At 53.7% G+C, this 20,235-nt stretch carries 16 protein-coding genes; 14 read left to right on the top strand and 2 right to left on the bottom strand.

What is annotated here, in order from left to right; genetic code table 11:
- Positions 1-68: 68 nt before the first annotated feature.
- Positions 69-362 (bottom strand): septation regulator SpoVG, encoded by a 294-nt coding sequence (spoVG, locus tag P156_RS0103460; protein WP_027868943.1) that lies wholly within the window; start codon positions 360-362, stop codon positions 69-71.
- 237 nt (positions 363-599) lie between these two features.
- Between spoVG and murC the strand changes: the two genes are divergently transcribed.
- The 14 genes from murC (at position 600) to P156_RS0103390 (ending at position 19,277) form a co-directional block, all read left to right on the top strand.
- A complete protein-coding gene (gene murC, locus P156_RS0103455) occupies positions 600-2,000 on the top strand; it encodes a UDP-N-acetylmuramate--L-alanine ligase (RefSeq protein WP_051600579.1) in 1,401 nt (466 codons plus the stop codon).
- Positions 2,001-2,043: 43 nt separating this feature from the next.
- Entirely contained in the window at positions 2,044-2,994 is a 951-nt protein-coding gene (locus tag P156_RS0103450) for a ribose-phosphate diphosphokinase (RefSeq protein ID WP_027868941.1), read from the top strand.
- Between the two features lie 10 nt (positions 2,995-3,004).
- Positions 3,005-3,670 (top strand): aminoacyl-tRNA hydrolase, encoded by a 666-nt coding sequence (pth, locus tag P156_RS11400; RefSeq protein WP_081818429.1) that lies wholly within the window; start codon positions 3,005-3,007, stop codon positions 3,668-3,670.
- Positions 3,670-7,113: a transcription-repair coupling factor gene (gene mfd / locus P156_RS11395; protein WP_051600577.1), complete on the top strand. Its 3,444-nt coding sequence runs from the start codon at positions 3,670-3,672 to the stop codon at positions 7,111-7,113. Before pth ends, mfd begins: the two co-directional genes overlap by 1 nt.
- Positions 7,085-8,380: an amidohydrolase gene (locus P156_RS0103435; protein ID WP_027868940.1), complete on the top strand. Its 1,296-nt coding sequence runs from the start codon at positions 7,085-7,087 to the stop codon at positions 8,378-8,380. Before mfd ends, P156_RS0103435 begins: the two co-directional genes overlap by 29 nt.
- 18 nt (positions 8,381-8,398) lie before the next feature.
- Positions 8,399-10,033, top strand: coding sequence for a polysaccharide biosynthesis protein (locus P156_RS0103430; RefSeq protein WP_027868939.1), 1,635 nt, complete (start codon positions 8,399-8,401; stop codon positions 10,031-10,033).
- Positions 10,021-10,815 carry a MazG family protein gene (locus P156_RS0103425; RefSeq protein ID WP_027868938.1) on the top strand — a complete coding sequence of 265 codons (795 nt, stop codon included), beginning with the start codon at positions 10,021-10,023 and terminating at the stop codon, positions 10,813-10,815. The genes P156_RS0103430 and P156_RS0103425 overlap by 13 nt, the downstream gene beginning before the upstream one ends.
- A gap of 21 nt (positions 10,816-10,836) precedes the next feature.
- Positions 10,837-11,115 carry an HU family DNA-binding protein gene (locus P156_RS0103420; RefSeq protein ID WP_027868937.1) on the top strand — a complete coding sequence of 93 codons (279 nt, stop codon included), beginning with the start codon at positions 10,837-10,839 and terminating at the stop codon, positions 11,113-11,115.
- Positions 11,116-11,201: 86 nt separating this feature from the next.
- Positions 11,202-11,444: an RNA-binding S4 domain-containing protein gene (locus P156_RS0103415; protein WP_027868936.1), complete on the top strand. Its 243-nt coding sequence runs from the start codon at positions 11,202-11,204 to the stop codon at positions 11,442-11,444.
- A 103-nt stretch (positions 11,445-11,547) separates the two neighbouring features.
- A complete protein-coding gene (locus tag P156_RS13715) occupies positions 11,548-13,137 on the top strand; it encodes an aquaporin (RefSeq protein ID WP_081818428.1) in 1,590 nt (529 codons plus the stop codon).
- A 308-nt stretch (positions 13,138-13,445) separates the two neighbouring features.
- Positions 13,446-16,562, top strand: coding sequence for an isoleucine--tRNA ligase (gene ileS / locus P156_RS0103405; RefSeq protein WP_027868935.1), 3,117 nt, complete (start codon positions 13,446-13,448; stop codon positions 16,560-16,562).
- A gap of 74 nt (positions 16,563-16,636) precedes the next feature.
- The gene (gene rlmN / locus P156_RS0103400) at positions 16,637-17,665 is read left to right on the top strand and encodes a 23S rRNA (adenine(2503)-C(2))-methyltransferase RlmN (RefSeq protein ID WP_027868934.1); all 1,029 of its coding nucleotides are present in this window, start codon (positions 16,637-16,639) and stop codon (positions 17,663-17,665) included.
- An 11-nt stretch (positions 17,666-17,676) separates the two neighbouring features.
- Entirely contained in the window at positions 17,677-18,912 is a 1,236-nt protein-coding gene (locus P156_RS0103395; protein WP_034802153.1) for a dicarboxylate/amino acid:cation symporter, read from the top strand.
- 14 nt (positions 18,913-18,926) lie between these two features.
- Positions 18,927-19,277 carry a VOC family protein gene (locus P156_RS0103390; RefSeq protein ID WP_027868932.1) on the top strand — a complete coding sequence of 117 codons (351 nt, stop codon included), beginning with the start codon at positions 18,927-18,929 and terminating at the stop codon, positions 19,275-19,277.
- Here the strand turns inward: P156_RS0103390 and P156_RS11385 are convergent.
- The gene (locus P156_RS11385; protein ID WP_051600575.1) at positions 19,270-20,232 is read right to left on the bottom strand and encodes an alpha/beta hydrolase; all 963 of its coding nucleotides are present in this window, start codon (positions 20,230-20,232) and stop codon (positions 19,270-19,272) included. The genes P156_RS0103390 and P156_RS11385 overlap by 8 nt on opposite strands.
- Between the last annotated feature and the right edge of the window lie 3 nt (positions 20,233-20,235).

Here is a 20,235-nt window from a genome sequence, read left to right as displayed (position 1 = left end):
CCGAATGAATCTCGAAGAGATCCCTTGTACAACAGCCACCATAGATATGTCATGTAATGACGATGTCATTACCCCAATGGTGTCGTGTCTGGTTCGATTTCCTGTTCTTCCAATACGCGCTCGTATTCGGCAAAAATCGCTTCTTTGATTCGGTTACGTGTCTCTGATGTGAGCGGGTGGGCGATATCTCTGAAATCTCCCTCTCCCATTTTGCGACTAGGCATCGCAATAAACGGGCCACTCTGACCTTCGATTATTTTGATATCGTGTACCACGAACTCATCATCAAAAGTAACTGAAACAATTGCTTTCATCTTGCCTTCGGAAGTGACTTTACGAACCCTTACGTCTGTAATGTTCATAGCAGCCCACCTTTCTGGCCATATTCTGTTTTGTCTATTATACACAATCGGAACCCATTGTGCAAGGAAAATCGATATCTTTTTTGACTAAATGTTTAAAAAGATGATCGAAATCGGAACGAATAATGTTTATTCGTACCGGATTTTGAAATTATAAAATAAAAATCGCAATTTGTAAAGCATTTTATGAAAGGTTATGGTATACTAAAGTGTCATGAGAATGAGGGGTAATGTTATATGATGGATTTAAAGAAATATAAGAACGTACATTGCATTGGTATCGGAGGCATCGGTCTCTCTGGAATCGCGGAGATCCTGCTGTCCAGGGGATACCGCGTGACAGGCTCAGACATGAAAGCTTCGGATATCACTGAGAAGCTGGAGCGCATGGGCGCGACGGTCTATATTGGGCACAAAGCCTCCAACGTGGAGGAAGCGGAACTGATCATCTATTCCGCCGCCATCGCAGAGGAGAACCCGGAGATCATCCGGGCGAGGGAGAAGGGGATTCCCCTCGCTTCCAGGGCGCAGGTGCTGGGAGAACTCATGGAGGAGTACGGGGCCGGCATTGCCATCAGCGGCACGCACGGCAAGACCACGACCACATCCATGGTCTCTCTGGTACTGGATGCTGCGGAACTGGATCCTACCATCCTGGTAGGCGGCAATCTGGCAGAGATCGGCGGCAACGCCAGGATCGGCGGTTCGGATTACTTTGTGACTGAAGCCTGTGAATACAGAGACAGTTTCCTGGAACTCAGACCGGATATCGAGGTCATCCTGAACATCGACTCCGATCATCTGGACTATTTCAAGGATCTCGACCATATCGTACAGTCTTTCCGCAGATTTGCGGAGGACGTGCACGAAGGAGGGAAGATCATCGCCTACGATTCCAACCCCTTTGTCAGCGAAGTCATTCGCGGCAGGGATAACGTCATCACCTATGGCTACAACCAATCCTGTACCTATCAGATAAGCGGGATCCGATTCGAGACAGACGGCATGCCTTCCTTTGATGTCCTTTACAGGGAGGCAGGTTCTCAGGAAGAGCCGAAGAATCTGGGGCACGTCAAACTGAATGTTCCGGGAGAGCACAACGTTCTGAATGCGGCGGCGGCCTTTGCCTGCTGTCACGTGCTGGGGGTAGAGGCAGAGCTAATCTGCAGGGAACTCAGCAAGTATAGCGGAACACAGCGGCGATTCGATACGGTAGGCGTCACGGATAACCACGTGAAGATCGTGGACGATTACGCCCATCATCCAACGGAGATCAAGGCTACCCTGTCAGCTGCCCAGAAGCTGCCCCACGAGACGCTGTGGTGCGTGTTCCAGCCCCATACCTACACTCGGACACTGGCGCTGTTTGATGAGTTTGCGGAGGCCTTTGAACAGGCAGATGTGCTCATTCTGGCAGATATCTACGCAGCCAGAGAGAAGGATATATACAACATCAATTCGGAGAAGCTGGCAGAGAAGATCCGCGCAGCCCATCCGCAGAAACCGGTCTACTATATGGGTGATTTCCGGGAGATCGCAGAGTTTGTCAATCGAGAAGCCGGAGATGGAGATCTGGTCATCACCATGGGTGCGGGTGACGTGTTCAAGGTTGGCAGGATGATCCTCGGACAGGAATAGATCATCGACACGCAAGGCATCGCTCTATAACATGGAGGTAGCTATGAGAAACGGAGTTTTTACAGATTATAAGGTGTTTGCCGGAAACTCGCACAGAGAACTGGCTGAGGAGATCACATCGATCATGGGCAAGCAGCTTGGGAAAGCCACTGTTAACAAGTTCAGCGACGGAGAAGTTTCTGTGAATATCTGGGAATCGGTCAGAGGCGTCGACGTATACATCATTCAGTCGACCTGTGAGCCGGTCAATGACAACCTGATGGAACTCTTGATTATGATCGATGCCGTGAAACGCGCTTCGGCAGGCAGGATCAATGCGGTCATTCCTTACTACGGATACGCCAGGCAGGACAGAAAGGCCAAGGCAAGAGATGCCATCACAGCCAAACTGGTCGCTAATCTGCTGATGGCGGCAGGTGCAGACAGAGTTCTGACGATGGATCTCCATGCCAATCAGATCCAGGGATTCTTCGATATCCCAGTGGATCATCTGATCGGTATGCCTATCATCGCCCACTATTTCATGAAAAAGAACATGGAAGACGTGGTGATCGTTTCTCCGGATCACGGAAGTGTTCCGAGGGCCAGAAACATGGCAGAATACTTCAACTGTCCCATCGCCATCGTGGATAAGCGTCGACCGGAGCCAAACAAGAGCGAGATCATGAACATCATCGGAGATATTGAAGGAAAGAACTGTATCATCCTGGATGACATGATTGACACAGCCGGGACCATCACCAACGCCGCCAACGCCATCAAGGATCTGGGTGCGAAGGCCGTCTATGCAGGCGCCACCCACGCGGTTCTCTCGGGACCTGCTGTAGAGAGGATCGAGAAGTCTGCTATTGAGGAGCTGGTCCTGCTTAACACCATTCCTCTCCCGGAGGAGAAGAAACTCGATAAGTTTACTACCTTGTCCGTAGCTCCGCTGTTTGCGGAGGCGATGACGAGAGTCTTCACCAACGGATCTGTAAGCAAGTTATTTGAGTAAGCAAAGGAATATGAGCAATCTATTTATCATCGTCGGCCTGGGTAACCCAGGCCGTAAATATGAGAATACAAGACACAACCTGGGGTTTATCACCATCGATCAGCTGGCGGAGGATCTGGACATACGGGTTAGCCGCCTGAAATTCAAGTCCCTGCTTGGGGAGGGGCGGATCGGCACCCGGAAGGTACTTCTGGTGAAGCCCCAGACCTATATGAACCTGTCCGGCGATGCGGTGCGGCAGATCATGGATTTCTACAAGGTGCCAGTCGAGAATCTTCTGGTGATCTATGACGATTTTGATCTGGAGGTTGGGGCTATCCGCATGCGGAAGTTTGGATCCGCCGGTACACACAACGGCATGCGGGATATCGTTCGGAAACTCAATTCCGATCGCTTTCCCAGGATTCGTATCGGCATGGGCACAGGCAACAAGGAAGAGCTGATCAGTTTTGTCACAGGCGGATTCCAGAAATCCGAGGTGCCGATTCTGGAGCAGGCGGTGCGCACGGCGGTGGATGCGACGAAATGCTTTGTGACAGACGGCCCAGACAAGGCCATGAATCTTTACAACACCAAGAAGAAACGCAAACAAAAGAAGGAGAAAGACCAGGAGACTCCAGCCTCTGAAGCGGCAGCGCAGAGGGAAGAGTCTTCGGGGGATGATCATAGAGAGTGATGAAAAAAGGGGTGACAGGGATCTCGGGTGTATCGGAGAGCAGGAGCGCTTTCCAGATCGCCGAGATCATCGAACAACAGAAAGGAAAGAGTCTGATCATCGTGCCGAACGAGCCGCGGGCAAGGAGGCTGGCGGATGATCTCTCTTTTTTTACTGGGAGGACTATTCATGTGATCCCGGAGGATGACCAGGTGTTCCTGCGCTACGAGGCCAGGAACCGGGACCAGATGCTCCGAAGGATCAGCGCCATGAAAGCTCTGGCATCAGAGGAGGACTGCATCGTGGTGGCGCCGGTCACCTCCGCCGTCAAGAGGACCGTTCCCTATGCGGTCTTTGCCGGGAAAGAGATACACATCCGGCTGGGGGAAGAGCACTTCCTTTTGGATATCCGAAACACCTTGGTAGAACTGGGATACGAACGGGTCCCTATGGTAGAGGCGAAGGGGGAGTTCAGCATCCGGGGAGGCATCGTGGATATCTTTGTGCCGGATATGGACGAACCCTGCCGGATCGAGTTCTTTGACACAGAGGTGGATTCCATCCGTACCTTCCACCTGGATACGCAGCGATCCCTCCATGCGCTGAAAGAGATCGTCATCGGTCCGGCGGGCCAGATGCCTCTGGATGACCGGCTCTTCGAAGAGGCGGCGAAACGGATCCGCAAGGCATACACTGCCCAGGCCACCAGGCTCCTGAAGAAGGACGCAGACCCGGAGGTGGTGCATACGCTGGAGGCGCGGCGCGACGAGCTGTGTGAGTACATCGAGAACAAAGCAAACCTCCAGATCCTGGAGAACTACATTCAATATTTTTACGATAAACCAGACCACCTATGGAACTACCTGGGGCAAGGGACAGTCTACGTGGATGATCCCGCCAGAGTCATGGAGACGCTGGAAGCGCGCGCCAAGGAAATGAACGACGATTTCCAGGTGATGCTTGAGCGGGGGGAGCTGATCCCTCAGGATCACGAGAGGATCCCCGGTCGGGAGGACCTGCAGAAGGCCTATGCGCACAGACCACTGGTGTTGCTTTCGCCATTTCCGAGGCAGATCAAGGGGATTGAAAAGTACGACGATCTTCTGAGTGTCCGTAGTTCACAGATGATGAGTTTCCGTGGTCACATGGAGCTGCTGGAACAGGAACTCACCGCCTATATAAACAAAGGATATGACATTACCCTGACCGTGAGCAGCCAGGAGCGGAAGAGTAACCTGGTAGAGTTTGTGGACCGGATGAGAGGCCTCTCCCATGTGACCTTCCGATTTGGAAGCCTGAGCCAGGGGTTCGTGTTCCAGGACAGGAAACTCTGCTATATCAGTGATAACGATATTTTCTCTGAGAAGAAGACGCGTCGCAAGAAGGTACAGAAAAGCAACCTGGGTCAGACCATCGACAGTTTTACGGATCTGAAGACCGGAGACTACGTGGTGCATGAGAGCTACGGGATCGGCCGGTTCGAGGGGATCCAGCGGCCTGATGTCAAGGGCATCACCAGCGACTACCTGAAGATCCGGTATGCCGGAAGTGACGTGCTCTATGTACCGGTAGAGAAGTTCGCCGTTGTCCAGAAATACATCGGGGCAGACGGAACGATTCCAAAACTGAATCGGCTGTCCGGTTCAGAGTGGAAGGCTACCAAGGCCAAGGCCCGACGCGCCATCGCAGATATGACAGAGGAGCTGGTGGCCTTGTATGCAGCCAGAGAGGCAGAACCCGGCTACGCCTTTGGAGAGGATACTGTCTGGCAGAAGGATTTTGAGGACAGTTTCCCTTATGAGGAGACAGGAGATCAGCTGCGTTGCATAGAGGAAATCAAGGCGGATATGGAAAAACCCCGCCCCATGGACAGACTCCTGTGTGGGGACGTGGGGTTCGGAAAGACGGAGGTGGCGGCCAGAGCCATCTTCAAGTGCATTTCAGAAGGAAGGCAGGCGGCGATCCTGGTGCCGACCACGGTGCTGGCCAATCAGCATTTCTATACCCTACGGGATCGGTTCAGCGATTTCCCCTTCCATGTGGAGATGCTGTCTCGCTTTCGGACGGGGAAACAGGAGAAGGAGATCATTGAAGGACTGGCCAGCGGCGAGGTGGATCTGATCATAGGGACACATCGAATCCTGTCGAAGGATGTGGTGTTCAAGGATCTTGGGTTGCTGGTGATCGATGAAGAGCATCGGTTCGGTGTCAAGCACAAGGAAGCCATCAAGCAGCTCCGAAAGAGCGTGGATGTGCTGACGCTGTCAGCAACCCCCATCCCCAGAACGCTGAATATGTCTCTGACAGGGATCAAGGACATGAGTCTGATCGAGGAACCTCCAGAGGAGCGGTATCCGGTGCAAACCTACGTGATGGAAGAGGATGATCGAGTCATCCGTGAGGCCATCAGCCGGGAATTGGACCGGGACGGACAGTGCTTTGTGATCTACAATCGAGTCAACGGCATAAGCAAAGTAGCAGAGCATATCCGGCAGCTGGTGCCGGAAGCCAGGGTGGCGACGGGACACGGAAGAATGAGCGAGCAGGCGTTGGAAGACGTGATGCTGAGTTTTGTGGATCACGAGATCGACGTACTGGTGGCGACCACCATAGTGGAGTCGGGCATCGATATTCCCAACGCCAACACCCTCATCGTCGTAGATGCGGATCGTTACGGCCTGGCACAGCTCTACCAGATCCGCGGCCGGGTGGGACGTTCCAACCGGATCGCTTATGCCTACCTGATGTACAGGCGGGAGAAAGTCTTGTCTGAGGTGGCAGAGAAACGACTCCGGGCCATTCGAGAGTTTACGGAGTTTGGATCGGGGTTCAAGGTGGCCATGCGGGATCTGGAGATCAGGGGCGCCGGCAATCTTCTGGGAGGAGAGCAGTCCGGGCATATTATGGACATCGGCTACGAGCTCTACTGCAAACTTGTAGATGAGGCGGTCAGACGTCTGAAAGGAGAGCTGCCGCCCATGGATCCGGAGGAGGAGAAGCCTGACATCTCCATTGAGCTGAAGGTCAGAGCTGGCATCCCCGATTACTATATAGAGAACGAATCGCAGAAGCTTTCCATGTATCGCAAGATCTCACGGATCCGTCGGGAAGCGGATGCAGAGGAGGTGTTGGACGAGCTCATCGACAGGTTCGGAGACATCCCCAAGGAAACCGAAGATCTGATCCGCATTTCGCAGATCCGGGCATTGGCAGAGGATCTGGGAGTGTTAAGGATCTATGAGCAGGGAAACCGCATCCTGTTCACATTTGGAGAGAACAACGGCCTGACGCCGCTGGCTGTAGTAAAGCTGGGCGATGCTTTCGGCGGACGGGCGTTTTTCCACGGCGGTGTGGAACCTTTCATCAGGATTCCATTGATCCCAAGGCAGAGGATCACTGATTCACTTAAGATGCTCAGCATAATGGAGGAAGCACATGTTATTTCAGAGAATCACCATTCTTGACGAGAACCTGGATCTGCAGGAGAACATGTTCGTAGGAACAAAAGATGACCGTATTGAGTATATTGGAAACACTATGCCGACGAATGCGGCGGACTACGGCGAAGGCTATGATGGGCGGGGCAGATTGCTCATGCCCGGGTTCTACAACGCCCATGCTCACTCGCCCATGGCACTGATGCGTGGGTATGGAGAGAACCTCTCCCTTGATGCGTGGCTTAACACCAGGATCTTTCCTTTTGAAGATAAACTGGATGGGAACGCAGTCTACTGGGGAACCATGCTTTGTCTGGCGGAGTCCCTGCGCAGCGGAATCGTATCCAGTTCGGACATGTATTACTTTGTGACAGATATGGCACGGGCCGTGAAAGTCAGCGGTGCCAAGGCCAATATCTCCCGGTCCATCGTAAGTTTCGACGATACACCCTTCGAGCAGATGCCATCAGTCCTGGAGATGAACCATGCCCTGCGCGCGATTCACGGGCAGGCGGATGGCAGGATCCTGCTGGATGCCAGCCTTCATGCGGAGTACACCAACACGGAGCGCGTGACCCGGGAAGTGGCCGCATGGGCGAAGGAGAATGGCCTGCGCATGCATATCCATGTTTCTGAAACAAAGAAAGAACATCAGGAATGCCAGGGACGCCACCAGGGACGGACACCGGTGCAGTATCTTTCGGACTGTGGTGTGTTCGATGTGCCGTCCATCGCAGCGCATTGCGTATGGATCGAGGGAGAAGACTACGACATCCTGAGGGAGAAGGGCGTTACGGTGGCAACCAATCCCTGCTCCAACATGAAACTGGCCAGTGGTATGGCCAACACTCCGGAGATTCTGCGGCGGGGGATCCGCCTGGCCATCGGGACGGACAGCGTTGCCTCCAACAACAGCCTGAACTTTCCGGAGGAGATGAAGATCATGGCTCTTGCCGGGAAGGTCATGTCGGCAGACCCTACGGTGATCACCCCAAAGGAAGTACTCTATGCGGCCACCAGAGCAGGTGCGCTAGCCCAGGGCAGAGAGGACTGCGGTCTTATGAAACAGGGCTACAAAGCCGACCTGATCGCACTGGATATCAGCGGAATCAATATGCATCCGATCCACTCTATGGCGACCAATCTGGTCTATTCGACAGATGTCAGTAATGTGGTGATGACCATGGTGGACGGAAAGGTCCTTTACAAAGACGGGGATTATGTTACAATCGATAAAGAACGCGTCATCGCGGAAACAGAGAAGGCAACGGCGGGGATCCTCGCCAGGCTTTGACGATAGAGGGGGGAGTGCATGCAGGTAGAGAAGGGGAGAACATTTCTGAAGGGGACGGCCATTCTGGCCGGCGCCGGCGTACTCATGAAGGTGCTGGGAGCGGTGTTCCGCATACCGCTGACCAATTGGCTTGGTGCCCAGGGCATGAGTTATTACGGAATCGCCTATGCCATCTACGGGCTGCTGGTGGTGATCGGTACCGCCGGTGTCCCAGTGGCGGTATCCAAGATGGTCTCTGAGAACATCGCGCAGGAGCGGTATCGCAATGTGGATCAGGTGTTCAAGGCGGCGCTGATGATTATGACGATCATTGGAGGCGTCAGTTTTGTGGTCTGCTTCTTCGGAGCGGACTATATCGCTGTGCTCTGCAAGATTCCAAAGGCATCGCTGGCCATCCGGGCCATGGCGCCTGCCTTGTTCCTGGTGCCTTTCTTCTCGGCATTCCGGGGATATTTCAACGGGCATCAGAACATGGCGCCTACGGCGTTCTCCGAGATCGTGGAACAGTTGGTACGCTGCGGGACCGGACTGGTCCTCGCCTATACCTTCTTCAAAGCAGGGGATCTGGTAAAGGCAGCAGCCGGGGCTTCCGGTGGAGCCTCCGCAGGGGCAGTAGGCGGTCTTCTGGTGATCTTCCTGATCTTCCTTGCCAACCGCAAGGTTTTCCGGCGACAGGCGGAAGAACACGATCAGACAACGGAGGATCTTCGCACACTGGCGAAGAAACTTCTGTGGATCGCCGTTCCTATCGTGATCGGCTGTGAGATAATGCCCATCATGACGCTCATAGACACGGGCATCATCACCAGAGTACTCCAGAACACCGGGTGGACACCGGAGGAGTCGGAGTACATGTACGGCCTGTTTAGCGGATTTTGCAACGCCCTCATCGCCTTTCCACAGATCTTTACCCAAGCGGTGGCTGTCAGCATCGTACCGGCGGTGTCTTCCCGCTATAAGGTGAAGGATATGCAGGGGGTCCATGATACCATCCGGCTTGGGTACCGGACAACGATGATCATGGCCTTTCCGTGCGCCTTTGGGATCTTTGTCATCGCGACACCGATCCTCAGACTGCTCTATTTCAACCAGTGGGAGTCCTGTGCGGATGCTACGCCGACCTTGATGGTCATGGCCATCAGCATCATCTTTCTGGCTACTATGCAGACGTCGACCAGTGTCCTGCAGTCAGTGGGGAAGCAATATATCCCGGTGAGGAATCTGGCCATCGGCTGTATCGGCAAGGTTGTTGTTACCTATATTCTGGTTGGAATCCACAGCATCAACATCATGGGAGCGGCATTTGGCACCATGTTTGCCTATTCCTTCGCCATGCTGCTGAATGCTTATTGTGTCAAGAAATACACAGGACTAACCTACAGTTTTACCATGACTTACCTGCGTCCAGGTATTGCCGCGGCTGGCATGGCTGTGGTGACCTGGCTGGTCTACCACGGTCTGTTCACTGTTCTGTCTGCGCATCACGGCCAGGTGGGAGCCAATATGCTGGCGACCGTGATCGCTATCCTGGCAGCGATGGTGGTCTATGTGATACTGATCTTCGCGGTGAAAGCGATCCACTATGATGAATTGGATCAGCTCCCCGGAGGAGGAATGCTGAAGAAGGTAATAGGAAAAGTATGGAAGCACTGAAGAACGACATAATGATCGATGAGACACTTTATGAGGCGGCTCCGGACGAGATCGAGGCCACCAGGCGCCTGTTTCAGATCGTTCGGATCCTGAGAAGGCTTTGTCCATGGGACAGCGTACAGACCCATGACTCGTTGCGTATCTGCATGCTGGAGGAAGCATACGAAGCGGTGGATGCGGTGATCAACCAGGATATGGATAACTATCGGGAGGAACTTGGAGATGTGATGCTGCAGGTGGTCCTGAATGGGATCATCGCTGAGGAGTCCGGCAGTTTCAATCTGACTCAGGTGATCAACGATGAGTGCGAGAAGATGATCCGTCGGCACCCGCATATTTTCGGGGACGCAGCCCACAAAGATATTGACAAAATCCTTGAAAAATGGGAAAATATAAAAGGCAATGAACACGGAGAATCCAGTGTTTCTCAGCGGCTTGCCTCCGTGCCGAAGGCGCTTCCGGCGCTGATGCGTGCAGGCAAGGTGCTGACCAAGGTGCAACGTGCGGATCTGGTTCCGGAGAATTTCATGGAGGCCGAATGCGGAGCCTATGAACCGAGGGAACAGGTCGCTGCGAGGTTGTGTATCGTTTCCTCAGGTCTTAAGCAGTCCCTGCAGCAGGGAAGGGATGATCTGGAGGAAATCATAGGTGAACTGCTTTTTCTGGTTGCAGATGCCGCCAGGCTTGCAGGGATCGATCCGGAGGCTGCTCTGAACGCCAGAACCCAGAGGTATGTAGACCACTTCACAGAGTTGGAGCAGACAGGGAGAGATAACAAGTAATTGACCATAGGGAGGTTGAAGATGAACAAGGCTGAACTAGTAGCAATCGTAGCAGAGAAATCCAATCTTACCAAGAGAAGTGCAGAGGTGGCGGTGAACGCTTTCCTCTCAACGATCGAGGAATCTCTTGTAAAGGGGGAGAAGGTACAGCTCATCGGATTTGGGACGTTTGAGACCAGGGATCGGAAGGAACGGCAGGGGCGTAACCCGCGTAAGCCGGAGGAAACCATTCGGATCCCCGCATCCAAAGCGCCAGTTTTCAAGGCAGGCAAGCCGCTTAAGGATGCAGTGAATAAGTAAGCAGGCAGTAGGGACGGCTCCGGTCGTCCCTGTGGTTTTTGTGCGCGGGCTGCAGTGCGGCGACGCGTGCGAGGGGAGGCAATGGATTGAGAATCGACAAGTATCTGAAGAACGCCAGGATCATCAAACGACGGACGGTAGCCAAGGATGCCTGTGATCAGGGACGGGTGAGCGTGAATGACAAGCCGGCGAAGGCCGGGTCTGACGTAGAGCCGGGAGATGTGATCCACGTGGAGTTTGGGAATGGCTCCATCACCGTAAAGGTGCTCATGACCGCTGAGTCAGTCCGAAAGGAAAACGCGGCGGATATGTATGAGGTGTTGGAGTAGTCCATATCCGGACAGGAAATGGAAAAGTTCACCATACGATCACTTGACATCGCCTGAAAACAAGGCTAATATGGAATCGTATAACGGTCAGGAGGTTATAATAATGAGGAAATATATCGCTGAATTTATAGGAACATTTGTATTGGTCGCCTTTGGCTGTGGCTCTGCTGTGGCAGCCAATTCGATCTTTATCAGTATGGGGTCGCCACTGCCCATCGCGTTTACGACACTGTTGATCGCATTCGCATTCGGACTGACTATCGTAGCAATGGCTTACTCCATTGGAAACATTTCCGGATGCCACATCAACCCGGCAGTCAGTCTCGGTATGCTGATCACGGGACGCATGGAAGTGAAGGACTTTGTCGGCTACCTGGTGGGACAGTTCCTGGGCGCTGTGGCCGCGGCTTTGTTCCTGATGGTGGTCTTCGACGGAAGAGACGCCCTTGGGGCCAACGGGTACGGTTCATCGAGTGCTGTGGGCATCAGCATGATGGGAGCCATCGGACTGGAAATCGTCATGACTTTCGTGTTCGTTCTGGTGGTGCTGGGTGTGACCGCCAAGAAGGAATACGCACCAGTGGCAGGACTGGTCATCGGACTGTCGCTGACGTTGATCCATATCTTTGGAATCCCCTTCACAGGGACTTCGGTCAACCCGGCCAGATCCTTCGGTCCGGCTGTCGTTTCCGGAGGAGACGCTCTGGTGCAGCTGCCGGTGTTCATCATCGCGCCGCTGATCGGAGGAGCGCTTGCGGCTGTCGTGTTCCGGCTTCTGTTTACAGAGGAAGAGGGAGATACCGCAGAGCACTCCATCATCGATGGACTCACTGCGAAGTTCACGGCAGGCGTGAAAGCAACCGAGGAACTGCTTGACGATGCGGGAGACGAGTTCGAGGAGACCTATGACTCTATGGTCAGCGACGAGACAGGGCTGGAAGGCGTTTCCAAGGTGCTGGACGAGGCAGGCGACGAGTTTGAAGAGACATTTGAGTCCATGCGCCAGGAACGTTCAGAGAGAGTTGAGGAAGAGACGGGAGAGGTATCGGCGGCGGAGATTCCTGCCGAGGAAGCACCTGTGGAAGAAGAGGCTGTGGCGGAAGAATCTGTGGAAGCGGACTCGGAGGAAGTGGAATCTGAGGAAGAACCCGGCGAGGAGGATACCGAGGAAGCGTCGGAGATCTCCGATGGAAAAGAATTCGATGAGACGTATGAGCTCATGAAGGAGAATCGCAACAAGAAGAAATCCGAGAAGGTGCATGAGGAAACTCCTGTCGAGGAGCCAGAGACACCGGCGGAGGAGGCTTCTGCTGAAGAAGCGGAGGCACCTGCTGAGGAAGCGGAGGCATCTGCTGAGGAAGCGGAGGCATCTGCTGAGGAAGAGGTTTCTGCGGAAGAACCGGAGACACCTGCAGAAGAGGAAACTCCCCTGAAGGAGGAACCGGCAGAAGAAGAGGCTCAAGAAGAATCCTCTGAAGATTCCACTGATGAGAATCCGGAAGGAAACTCCGATGAGCCTGCTGCAGAGGATGTAGAAGAGGAAGAATCTGCTGAGGAAGAGAAAGAAGCAGCGGAGGAAGAGCCTGCGGAATCCGTAGAGGAGCCTGAGGAGGAGGAAAAGACTGAGAAGAAACAGCCCGCCAGCCACCGCAGCAAGAAACGCAAGAAAAAGAATCCAAAGCACCAGAAATAACTTACCGGTTGACAGGTACCATTCTGTGACATATAATGAATGGAGTTTAATATTTCGGACAGTGACGGAACCAGTAGTCCTGTGTAACAACCTTACAGCGAGGGTGCAGATGGTGAGAGGCACCCGGTGAAGCAGAGTACGAATATCACTCCCGAGTCCGACACTTTAATGAGAGGCCCCTTGATAGAGGAAGGCAACTAGGGTGGTACCGCGGTTTGAGAAGATCGTCCCTAATCGGCATGCGCCGGCTAGGGACTTTTTATGTTCTGGCCCGGCCAATACAGTATTACAATCTGGAGGTTTATTGAATGTTTGAGAAGTTATCCGACAAGCCTGTAGCAGAAGTACAGAACGAGCAGGTAGAGAGGTGGAATCAGGAGGATCTCCTGGGCCGCTGCGTCAAGGCGAGAGAGGGACACCCGCAGTTCGTGTTCTTCGAAGGACCACCGACTGCCAACGGCAAACCGGGCATCCACCACATGATGGCCAGGACACTGAAGGATTCCATCAACCGCTACAAGACCATGAAAGGATTCCAGGTCAAGCGCAAGGGTGGCTGGGATACTCACGGGTTGCCGGTAGAGATCGAAGTAGAGAAGCAGCTTGGCTTCGATGGTAAGCAGGATATCGAGGCTTATGGTATCAAGGAATTTAACGAGAAATGCAGAGAATCTGTGTTCACCTACACCGACATGTGGAAGGACATGAGTGACCGCATGGCGTACATGGCAGACATGGATAATCCCTATATCACACTGGACAATGACTACATCGAGTCTGTCTGGTGGATCATCAACAAGTTCTTCAAGGAAGGCATGATCTACGAGGGTCATAAGATCCTGCCGTACTGCCCCCGTTGCGGAACCGGTCTGGCTTCTCACGAGGTGGCACAGGGCTACAAGGACGTGAAGGTCAACACCCTGGTGGTCAAGTTCAAGCTCACCGGCAAGGAGAACGAGTACTTCCTGGCCTGGACCACCACCCCCTGGACACTGCTGTCCAACACCGTGGTCACCGTCGGCCCGGAGTTTGATTACGTTCGCGTCCAGATGAAGGAAGGCGACGAGGCCGGCAACATCTTCTATGTGGCCAAGGCGCTGGCAGACAAAGTCCTGGGCGAGGGCACGTATGAGATCCTGTCCGAGATGAAGGGCAAGGACATGGAGTACATGGAGTACGAGCAGCTGATGCCCATCGTGAAGGCGGACAAGAAGGCCTTCTACGTCACCTGTATGGACTATGTCTCTATCGAGGATGGTACCGGTATCGTTCATACCGCTCCGGCCTTCGGTGAGGACGACTACCAATGCGGCCGTAAGTACGACCTGCCCATGCTGCAGCCGGTAGACGAGAAGGGATGCTTCACAGAGGGGCCCTGGCAGGGACACTTTGTTATGGAAGAGGGCCTGGACGTGGAGATCATCAAGTACCTGGCCAAGGATAACAAGATCTTCAAGAGAGAGAAGATCTCCCATAACTATCCGCACTGCTGGCGCTGTGATACACCGCTGGTCTACTATGCAAGTCCGTCCTGGTACATCGAGATGAGCAAGCTGAAGGATCAGCTGGTGGCCAACAACAACACTGTCAACTGGTTCCCGCCCTTCGTCGGCGAGAAGCGTTTCGGCAATTGGCTGGCCGAGGTGAAAGACTGGGCCATCTCCCGTTCTCGTTACTGGGGTACACCGATCCCGGTGTGGAAGTGCGAATGCGGCCATCTGGAGTCTGTGGGCTCCCGTCAGGAACTGGTGGACAAGGCCATCGAGGAGATCGACACATCCATCGAGCTGCACCGCCCGTACGTAGACGATGTACACCTGAAGTGCCCGGTGTGCGGCAAGCCCATGACCAGAATTGAGGAGGTTATGGACTGCTGGTTCGACTCCGGTTCCATGCCTTTCGCTCAGTGGCACTGGCCCTTTGAGCACAAAGACGATTTCGACGAGCTCTTCCCGGCAGATTTCATCTGTGAAGGAATCGACCAGACCAGAGGCTGGTTCTACTCCCTGATGGCCATTTCTACCTTTGTGGCCGGAAAAGCACCATATAAAAACGTGCTGGTCAACGACCTGATCCTGGACAAGGACGGAAAGAAAATGTCCAAGCACGTTGGCAACACCGTCAACCCCTTCGATATGCTGGATAAGTACGGCGCAGACGCCACCAGATGGTACCTGCTGAGCGTATCACCGGCCTGGTCGCCTACCAAATTCGATGAGGACGGCCTGAAGGACGTGGTGAGTAAGTTCTTCGGAACCCTGAAGAACGTGTACAGCTTCTTCGTGCTGTACGCCAATATGGACGAGATCGATGCTGCCAACCTGGACGTACGCTACGAGGATCGTCCGGAACTGGATCGCTGGATCCTCTCCAAGTACAACCGTACCGTCAAGGAGGTCACCGAGTACATGGACTCCTTCGATCATATGAAGACCGTCAGAGCGATCTCCGACTTTGTGACCGAGGATCTGTCCAACTGGTACATCCGTCGTGCCCGCCGTCGTTTCTACAGCGAAGGCATGACCGCGGACAAGAAGAGCGTCTACGCCACTACCTATGAGATTCTGGAGGGGATCTCCCGCCTGATCGCACCGGTGGCGCCATTCCTCTCTGATGAGATGTACCGCAAGCTCACCGGTGAATACACGGTTCACGTGGCTGATTATCCGGTCAGCAACGAAGCCCTGATCGATGAGACTGTCGAGAAGAGAATGGATCTCGTGAGAACGCTCTGCAACCTGGGACGCGGCATCCGCGAGAAGGAGAGCCTGAAGGTCCGCCAGCCGCTGGCAGAGATCCTGGTGGACGGCAGTTATGAAGCGCTGATCGGCGACATGACACCGCTGATCATGGAAGAATTGAACGTGAAGAACGTAAAATTCGCAAAGGAACTGGACACCTACATGAACTTCTCGCTGAAGCCGAATTTCAAGGTAGCGGGTCCAGTGCTGGGCAAGAACATCAAGGCTTTTGGCGGTGCTCTGGCCAAGGAAGATGCCAAGGAATTCATCGGCAGGCTTGAGTCTGAAGAAGGCGCTGTTCTGGAACTGAATGGAGAGGACATAAAGATCACGCCTGATATGGTGGATGTACGCATCGATGCCAAGGAAGGGTTTGCTGTGGCCATGGAGAACAATGTATTCGCCATCCTGGACACCACCCTCAACGAGGATCTGGTAGACGAAGGCCTGGCACGTGAGATCATCTCCAAGATTCAGCAGATGCGTAAGCAGATGCAGCTTGAGATGATGGACAACATCACCATCTCTCTCGGCGCAGACGAGGACGTGCAGAAGGCAGTGGAGAAGCACGCCGACTACATCAAGTCTGAGACGCTGGCACTGTCCATCGAGAAAGCCGAGGATCTCAAGACTGTGAACATCAACGGACACAAGACCGGTCTTGGTATTAAAAAAATGTGTTAGCAGGAAGGTTCATTTTAAGAGATTTACAGCCTGGGTATTTGCCCGGGCTGTTATAATAAGAAAAGGAGGACAGAATGATCAAACTACGGGATCTGACATTGGAGGAACTGAAACAATATATGATCGAGCTGGGTCAGCCCCCGTTCAGAGCAAAACAGATCTATGACTGGTTATATAAAGGTGTAACGGAGTTTTCGGCGATGGGAAACATTCCGATCGATCTGCGAGAGAAACTGGCTGAAACTTGCCAGATCGATCCTCTGCAGGTGCTCCGGGAGCAGAAGTCCAATGTGGATGGTACCCGAAAGTTTCTGTTTGGCCTCCCTGATGGGAATGCAGTGGAAAGCGTGTACATGGAATATAAATACGGGGCCAGTGTATGCGTCTCCTCGCAGGCAGGCTGCCGGATGGGATGCGCGTTCTGTGCTTCCGGAATCGATGGGCTGGTCAGGAACCTGACCGCTGGAGAGATGCTTTCGCAGGTACTTGACATCCAAAGGGAGACCGGAAAGCCTATCAGCCATGTGGTGGTGATGGGGACCGGAGAACCCTTTGATAACTATGAGCAGCTGGTGAAGTTCATCCGCCTGTTGCATGCTCCTGAAGGATATGGCATGAGCATGAGGAATATTACCGTATCCACCTGCGGTCTTGTTCCCTGTATCCGCCGTTTTGGAAAGGATCTGCCTCAGGTGAACCTGGCGATTTCTCTACATGCTCCCACCAATGCGCTGCGTTCGGAACTCATGCCCATCAACCGAAAGTACGGACTGTCCATGCTCCTTCCGGCAGTGAGGGACTATGCGCAGGAGACTGGACGACGGGTCACCTTTGAATATGCTCTGATCCACGGAGTGAATGACACCGTGGAAGTGATCGGACAGTTGATCCAATTGATCCGGGGTATGCTCTGTCATGTGAACCTGATTCCACTGAACGAGGTGAACGAGACTGGATTTGGGACCGTGGGACGAGCGAAAGCCCGGGAAATCGCCACACGCCTTGAGGATGCCGGTATCCCTTGTACTGTTAGAAGGCAGCTGGGGGCGGATATCGATGGTGCGTGCGGGCAGCTGCGACTTGCTGCCCGGAAGTCATTGTAAGGAGGTTTATTATGAGGAAATTATCACTTGCGGGACAGATATTTATTGCACTGGCACTGGCAATCATAGTGGGGCTATTCATTCAGGACTATGCAGAATTCGCTAACACTTACATCAAACCCTTTGGTACGATCTTTCTTAACCTGATCAAATTTATTGTCGGGCCCATCGTTTTGTTCTCTATCATGGCAGGGGTGGTCTCCATGAAGGATATCCGGAAGGTGGGCGCCATTGGTGGAACGACCGTTCTCTATTATATGTGCACTACGGCGTTCGCCACAGCAATCGGACTTTTTATTGCAAATTTGTTCAAGGGATTCTTTCCGGTGCTCTCCACATCAGATCTGACATATGAGGCAGCGGAGAAAACATCTTTCATGGATACAATCGTCAATATTTTTCCGGCAAACTTTCTGGCGCCTATCTATGAAGCAAACATGCTCCAGGTAATCGTTATGGCACTTGTGCTGGGTTTTGCCGTCAGTTTGGTAGGAGATAGCGCGGAACGTCTCTCCGATGGTGTCAACCGGCTGAACGAACTTTTCATGAAAGCCATGGAGATGATTCTGAAGCTTTCGCCGTTCGGCGTGTTCTGCCTGCTTTGTCCGGTGGTAGCCGAGAGCGGCACAGTGATTATCGGCTCCCTGGCTATGGTGCTGGCTGCAGCCTACATTGCTTATGTGTCCCATGCGGTGATCGTTTATTCCTTGGCGGTAGGCACGATGGGGAAAATGAGCCCCGTACGGTTTTTCAAAGACATGATCCCGGCGATCCTGTTCGCTTTTTCCAGTGCATCCTCCGTGGGGACACTGCCTATCAACATGGAGTGTACAGAGAAGATGGGAGCGCCTAAAGAAGTCTCCTCTTTCGTGCTTCCTCTGGGGGCAACCATCAATATGGATGGAACCGCTATTTATCAGGGGATCTGTGCGGTATTCATTGCATCCTGCTATGACATCCATCTGACTTTTGCCCAGATGCTGACCATCGTCCTCACGGCGACGCTGGCCTCTATCGGAACAGCGGGTGTTCCGGGAGCCGGTATGGTCATGCTGGCACTGGTGCTCCAGTCCGTAGGCCTTCCGGTGGAAGGAATCGCTCTGGTGGCAGGTGTGGACCGCATATTTGACATGGGGCGTACCACAGTCAATATCACCGGGGACGCCTCTTGCGTCATGGTGGTATCCAATCTGCTGAAGAAGAAACTTGCTTCCTGGTCTGCGGAAGCAAAGGAAGCGGAAGAGTAAAGGAGTTGGCTGAGATGAAGATACTACATGTAACGATCCAGACGAGTAAGTTTGAAGAAGAGTTGGCGTTCTACCAGGAACATGTAGGGCTTACCCTGCAGCGAGATCTGAGGCCGCAGGGTAAGGATCTGGTGTTCCTGGCAGGTGGTGAAGGAGAGACCTGTATCGAGATCATCCGGGACCCTGAAGCAGGGGATGCCGGAAACCCACATTTGTCTGTCGGATTTCTGACCGAGGATGTATCAAAGAAGAGAGAGGCATTGATTGCGGCGGGATTTCAGGCGACACCCATGATCAGCCCCATGCCGGATGTGAAGTTTTTCTTTGTTCAGGATCCGGCAGGTGTAAGGGTACAGTTCATGTAGAGTAGAGCTCCCTACCGATCCGGTCGATCAGTTCCTCAGCCCGGTGGAAAGACTGCCAATAGAGGATGAATCCGTGCATCATGCCTTCCATCCGGGTGAGGCTTACCTCGCATCCGGCTTCGGAAAGGCGGCGGGCGAATGCTTCGCTATCGTCCCGCAGGGGGTCAAACTCTGCAGTGATCACGTGAGCAGGGGGCATTCCTGTCAGATCAGAGGCTTTTCCGGGGAAGAGTCGTGGGTCGTCCATGTCCGTTCCTTCCGGTGCGTAGAGGGCGAGCATTAGAGCCATGGCATCCAGAGGGAGCACAAAGCCTCCGCCCCCGAAGCGGCGGCCAGAGGGCGATTTCGCCACGTCCAGACAGCCGAAGGCCCCGTAAAACAGAATAAGATGGGAGATTGAAGGAGCCTTTCCTTCCTTCCCAAGGTAAGCCAGAGCGGCACTGATGTTGGCGCCAGAGCTGTCGCCGCCCGCCAGGAGACGATCCGGATCGCCTCCGAACCGGGCGGCGTTTTCGTGGGTCCATTCGGCAGCGCACACGGCATCTTCGATGCAGGCAGGGAAAGGATACTCCGGCGCCAGCCGGTAGTCTACAGATATCACGATGGCCTGACAGGCATCTGCCAGTTTGCCGCAGAGGGGATCGTGGTCCGCCACGGAGCCCATGACCCAGCCGCCGCCGTGAAAGTAAAGGAGCACCGGTGCAGGAGTCAGGGAAGAGGATATGGCTTCCGGCACATAGATGCGAACACGCAAGGGGGCTGCGTGTTCCCGGGGGATCTGCACATCGATCTTCTGATGGACCTCGTAGGGGAATGTGTTCCTGGCATGGCGCATCTCTTCGTCTTCCCTCAGCCAGGGAATGTCTGCCTCCGTTAAGGAGGCGGCAAAGCCGGCTCCCTCCAGAGCCGGCTTATAGAATTCATATACTTCTGGGTCGAATTTCTCTTTCTTCATGGT

The sequence above is a fragment of the Eubacterium sp. AB3007 genome, assembly GCF_000688015.1.
Classification (GTDB): domain Bacteria; phylum Bacillota; class Clostridia; order Peptostreptococcales; family Anaerovoracaceae; genus Aminicella.
The sequence above is the reverse complement of the archived record's forward strand: the minus strand, read 5'-3'. Positions and strand labels throughout refer to the sequence as shown.

Coding starts and splice junctions, on each gene's coding strand:
- P156_RS0103430 (WP_027868939.1), top strand. CDS start 8,399: ATGCAGGTAGAGAAGGGGAGAACATTTCTGAAGGGGACGGCCATTCTG.
- spoVG (WP_027868943.1), bottom strand. CDS start 362: ATGAACATTACAGACGTAAGGGTTCGTAAAGTCACTTCCGAAGGCAAG.
- murC (WP_051600579.1), top strand. CDS start 600: ATGATGGATTTAAAGAAATATAAGAACGTACATTGCATTGGTATCGGA.
- rlmN (WP_027868934.1), top strand. CDS start 16,637: ATGATCAAACTACGGGATCTGACATTGGAGGAACTGAAACAATATATG.
- P156_RS0103420 (WP_027868937.1), top strand. CDS start 10,837: ATGAACAAGGCTGAACTAGTAGCAATCGTAGCAGAGAAATCCAATCTT.
- ileS (WP_027868935.1), top strand. CDS start 13,446: ATGTTTGAGAAGTTATCCGACAAGCCTGTAGCAGAAGTACAGAACGAG.
- P156_RS0103435 (WP_027868940.1), top strand. CDS start 7,085: ATGTTATTTCAGAGAATCACCATTCTTGACGAGAACCTGGATCTGCAG.
- P156_RS11385 (WP_051600575.1), bottom strand. CDS start 20,232: ATGAAGAAAGAGAAATTCGACCCAGAAGTATATGAATTCTATAAGCCG.
- P156_RS13715 (WP_081818428.1), top strand. CDS start 11,548: ATGAGGAAATATATCGCTGAATTTATAGGAACATTTGTATTGGTCGCC.
- pth (WP_081818429.1), top strand. CDS start 3,005: ATGAGCAATCTATTTATCATCGTCGGCCTGGGTAACCCAGGCCGTAAA.
- P156_RS0103425 (WP_027868938.1), top strand. CDS start 10,021: ATGGAAGCACTGAAGAACGACATAATGATCGATGAGACACTTTATGAG.
- mfd (WP_051600577.1), top strand. CDS start 3,670: ATGAAAAAAGGGGTGACAGGGATCTCGGGTGTATCGGAGAGCAGGAGC.
- P156_RS0103395 (WP_034802153.1), top strand. CDS start 17,677: ATGAGGAAATTATCACTTGCGGGACAGATATTTATTGCACTGGCACTG.
- P156_RS0103390 (WP_027868932.1), top strand. CDS start 18,927: ATGAAGATACTACATGTAACGATCCAGACGAGTAAGTTTGAAGAAGAG.
- P156_RS0103450 (WP_027868941.1), top strand. CDS start 2,044: ATGAGAAACGGAGTTTTTACAGATTATAAGGTGTTTGCCGGAAACTCG.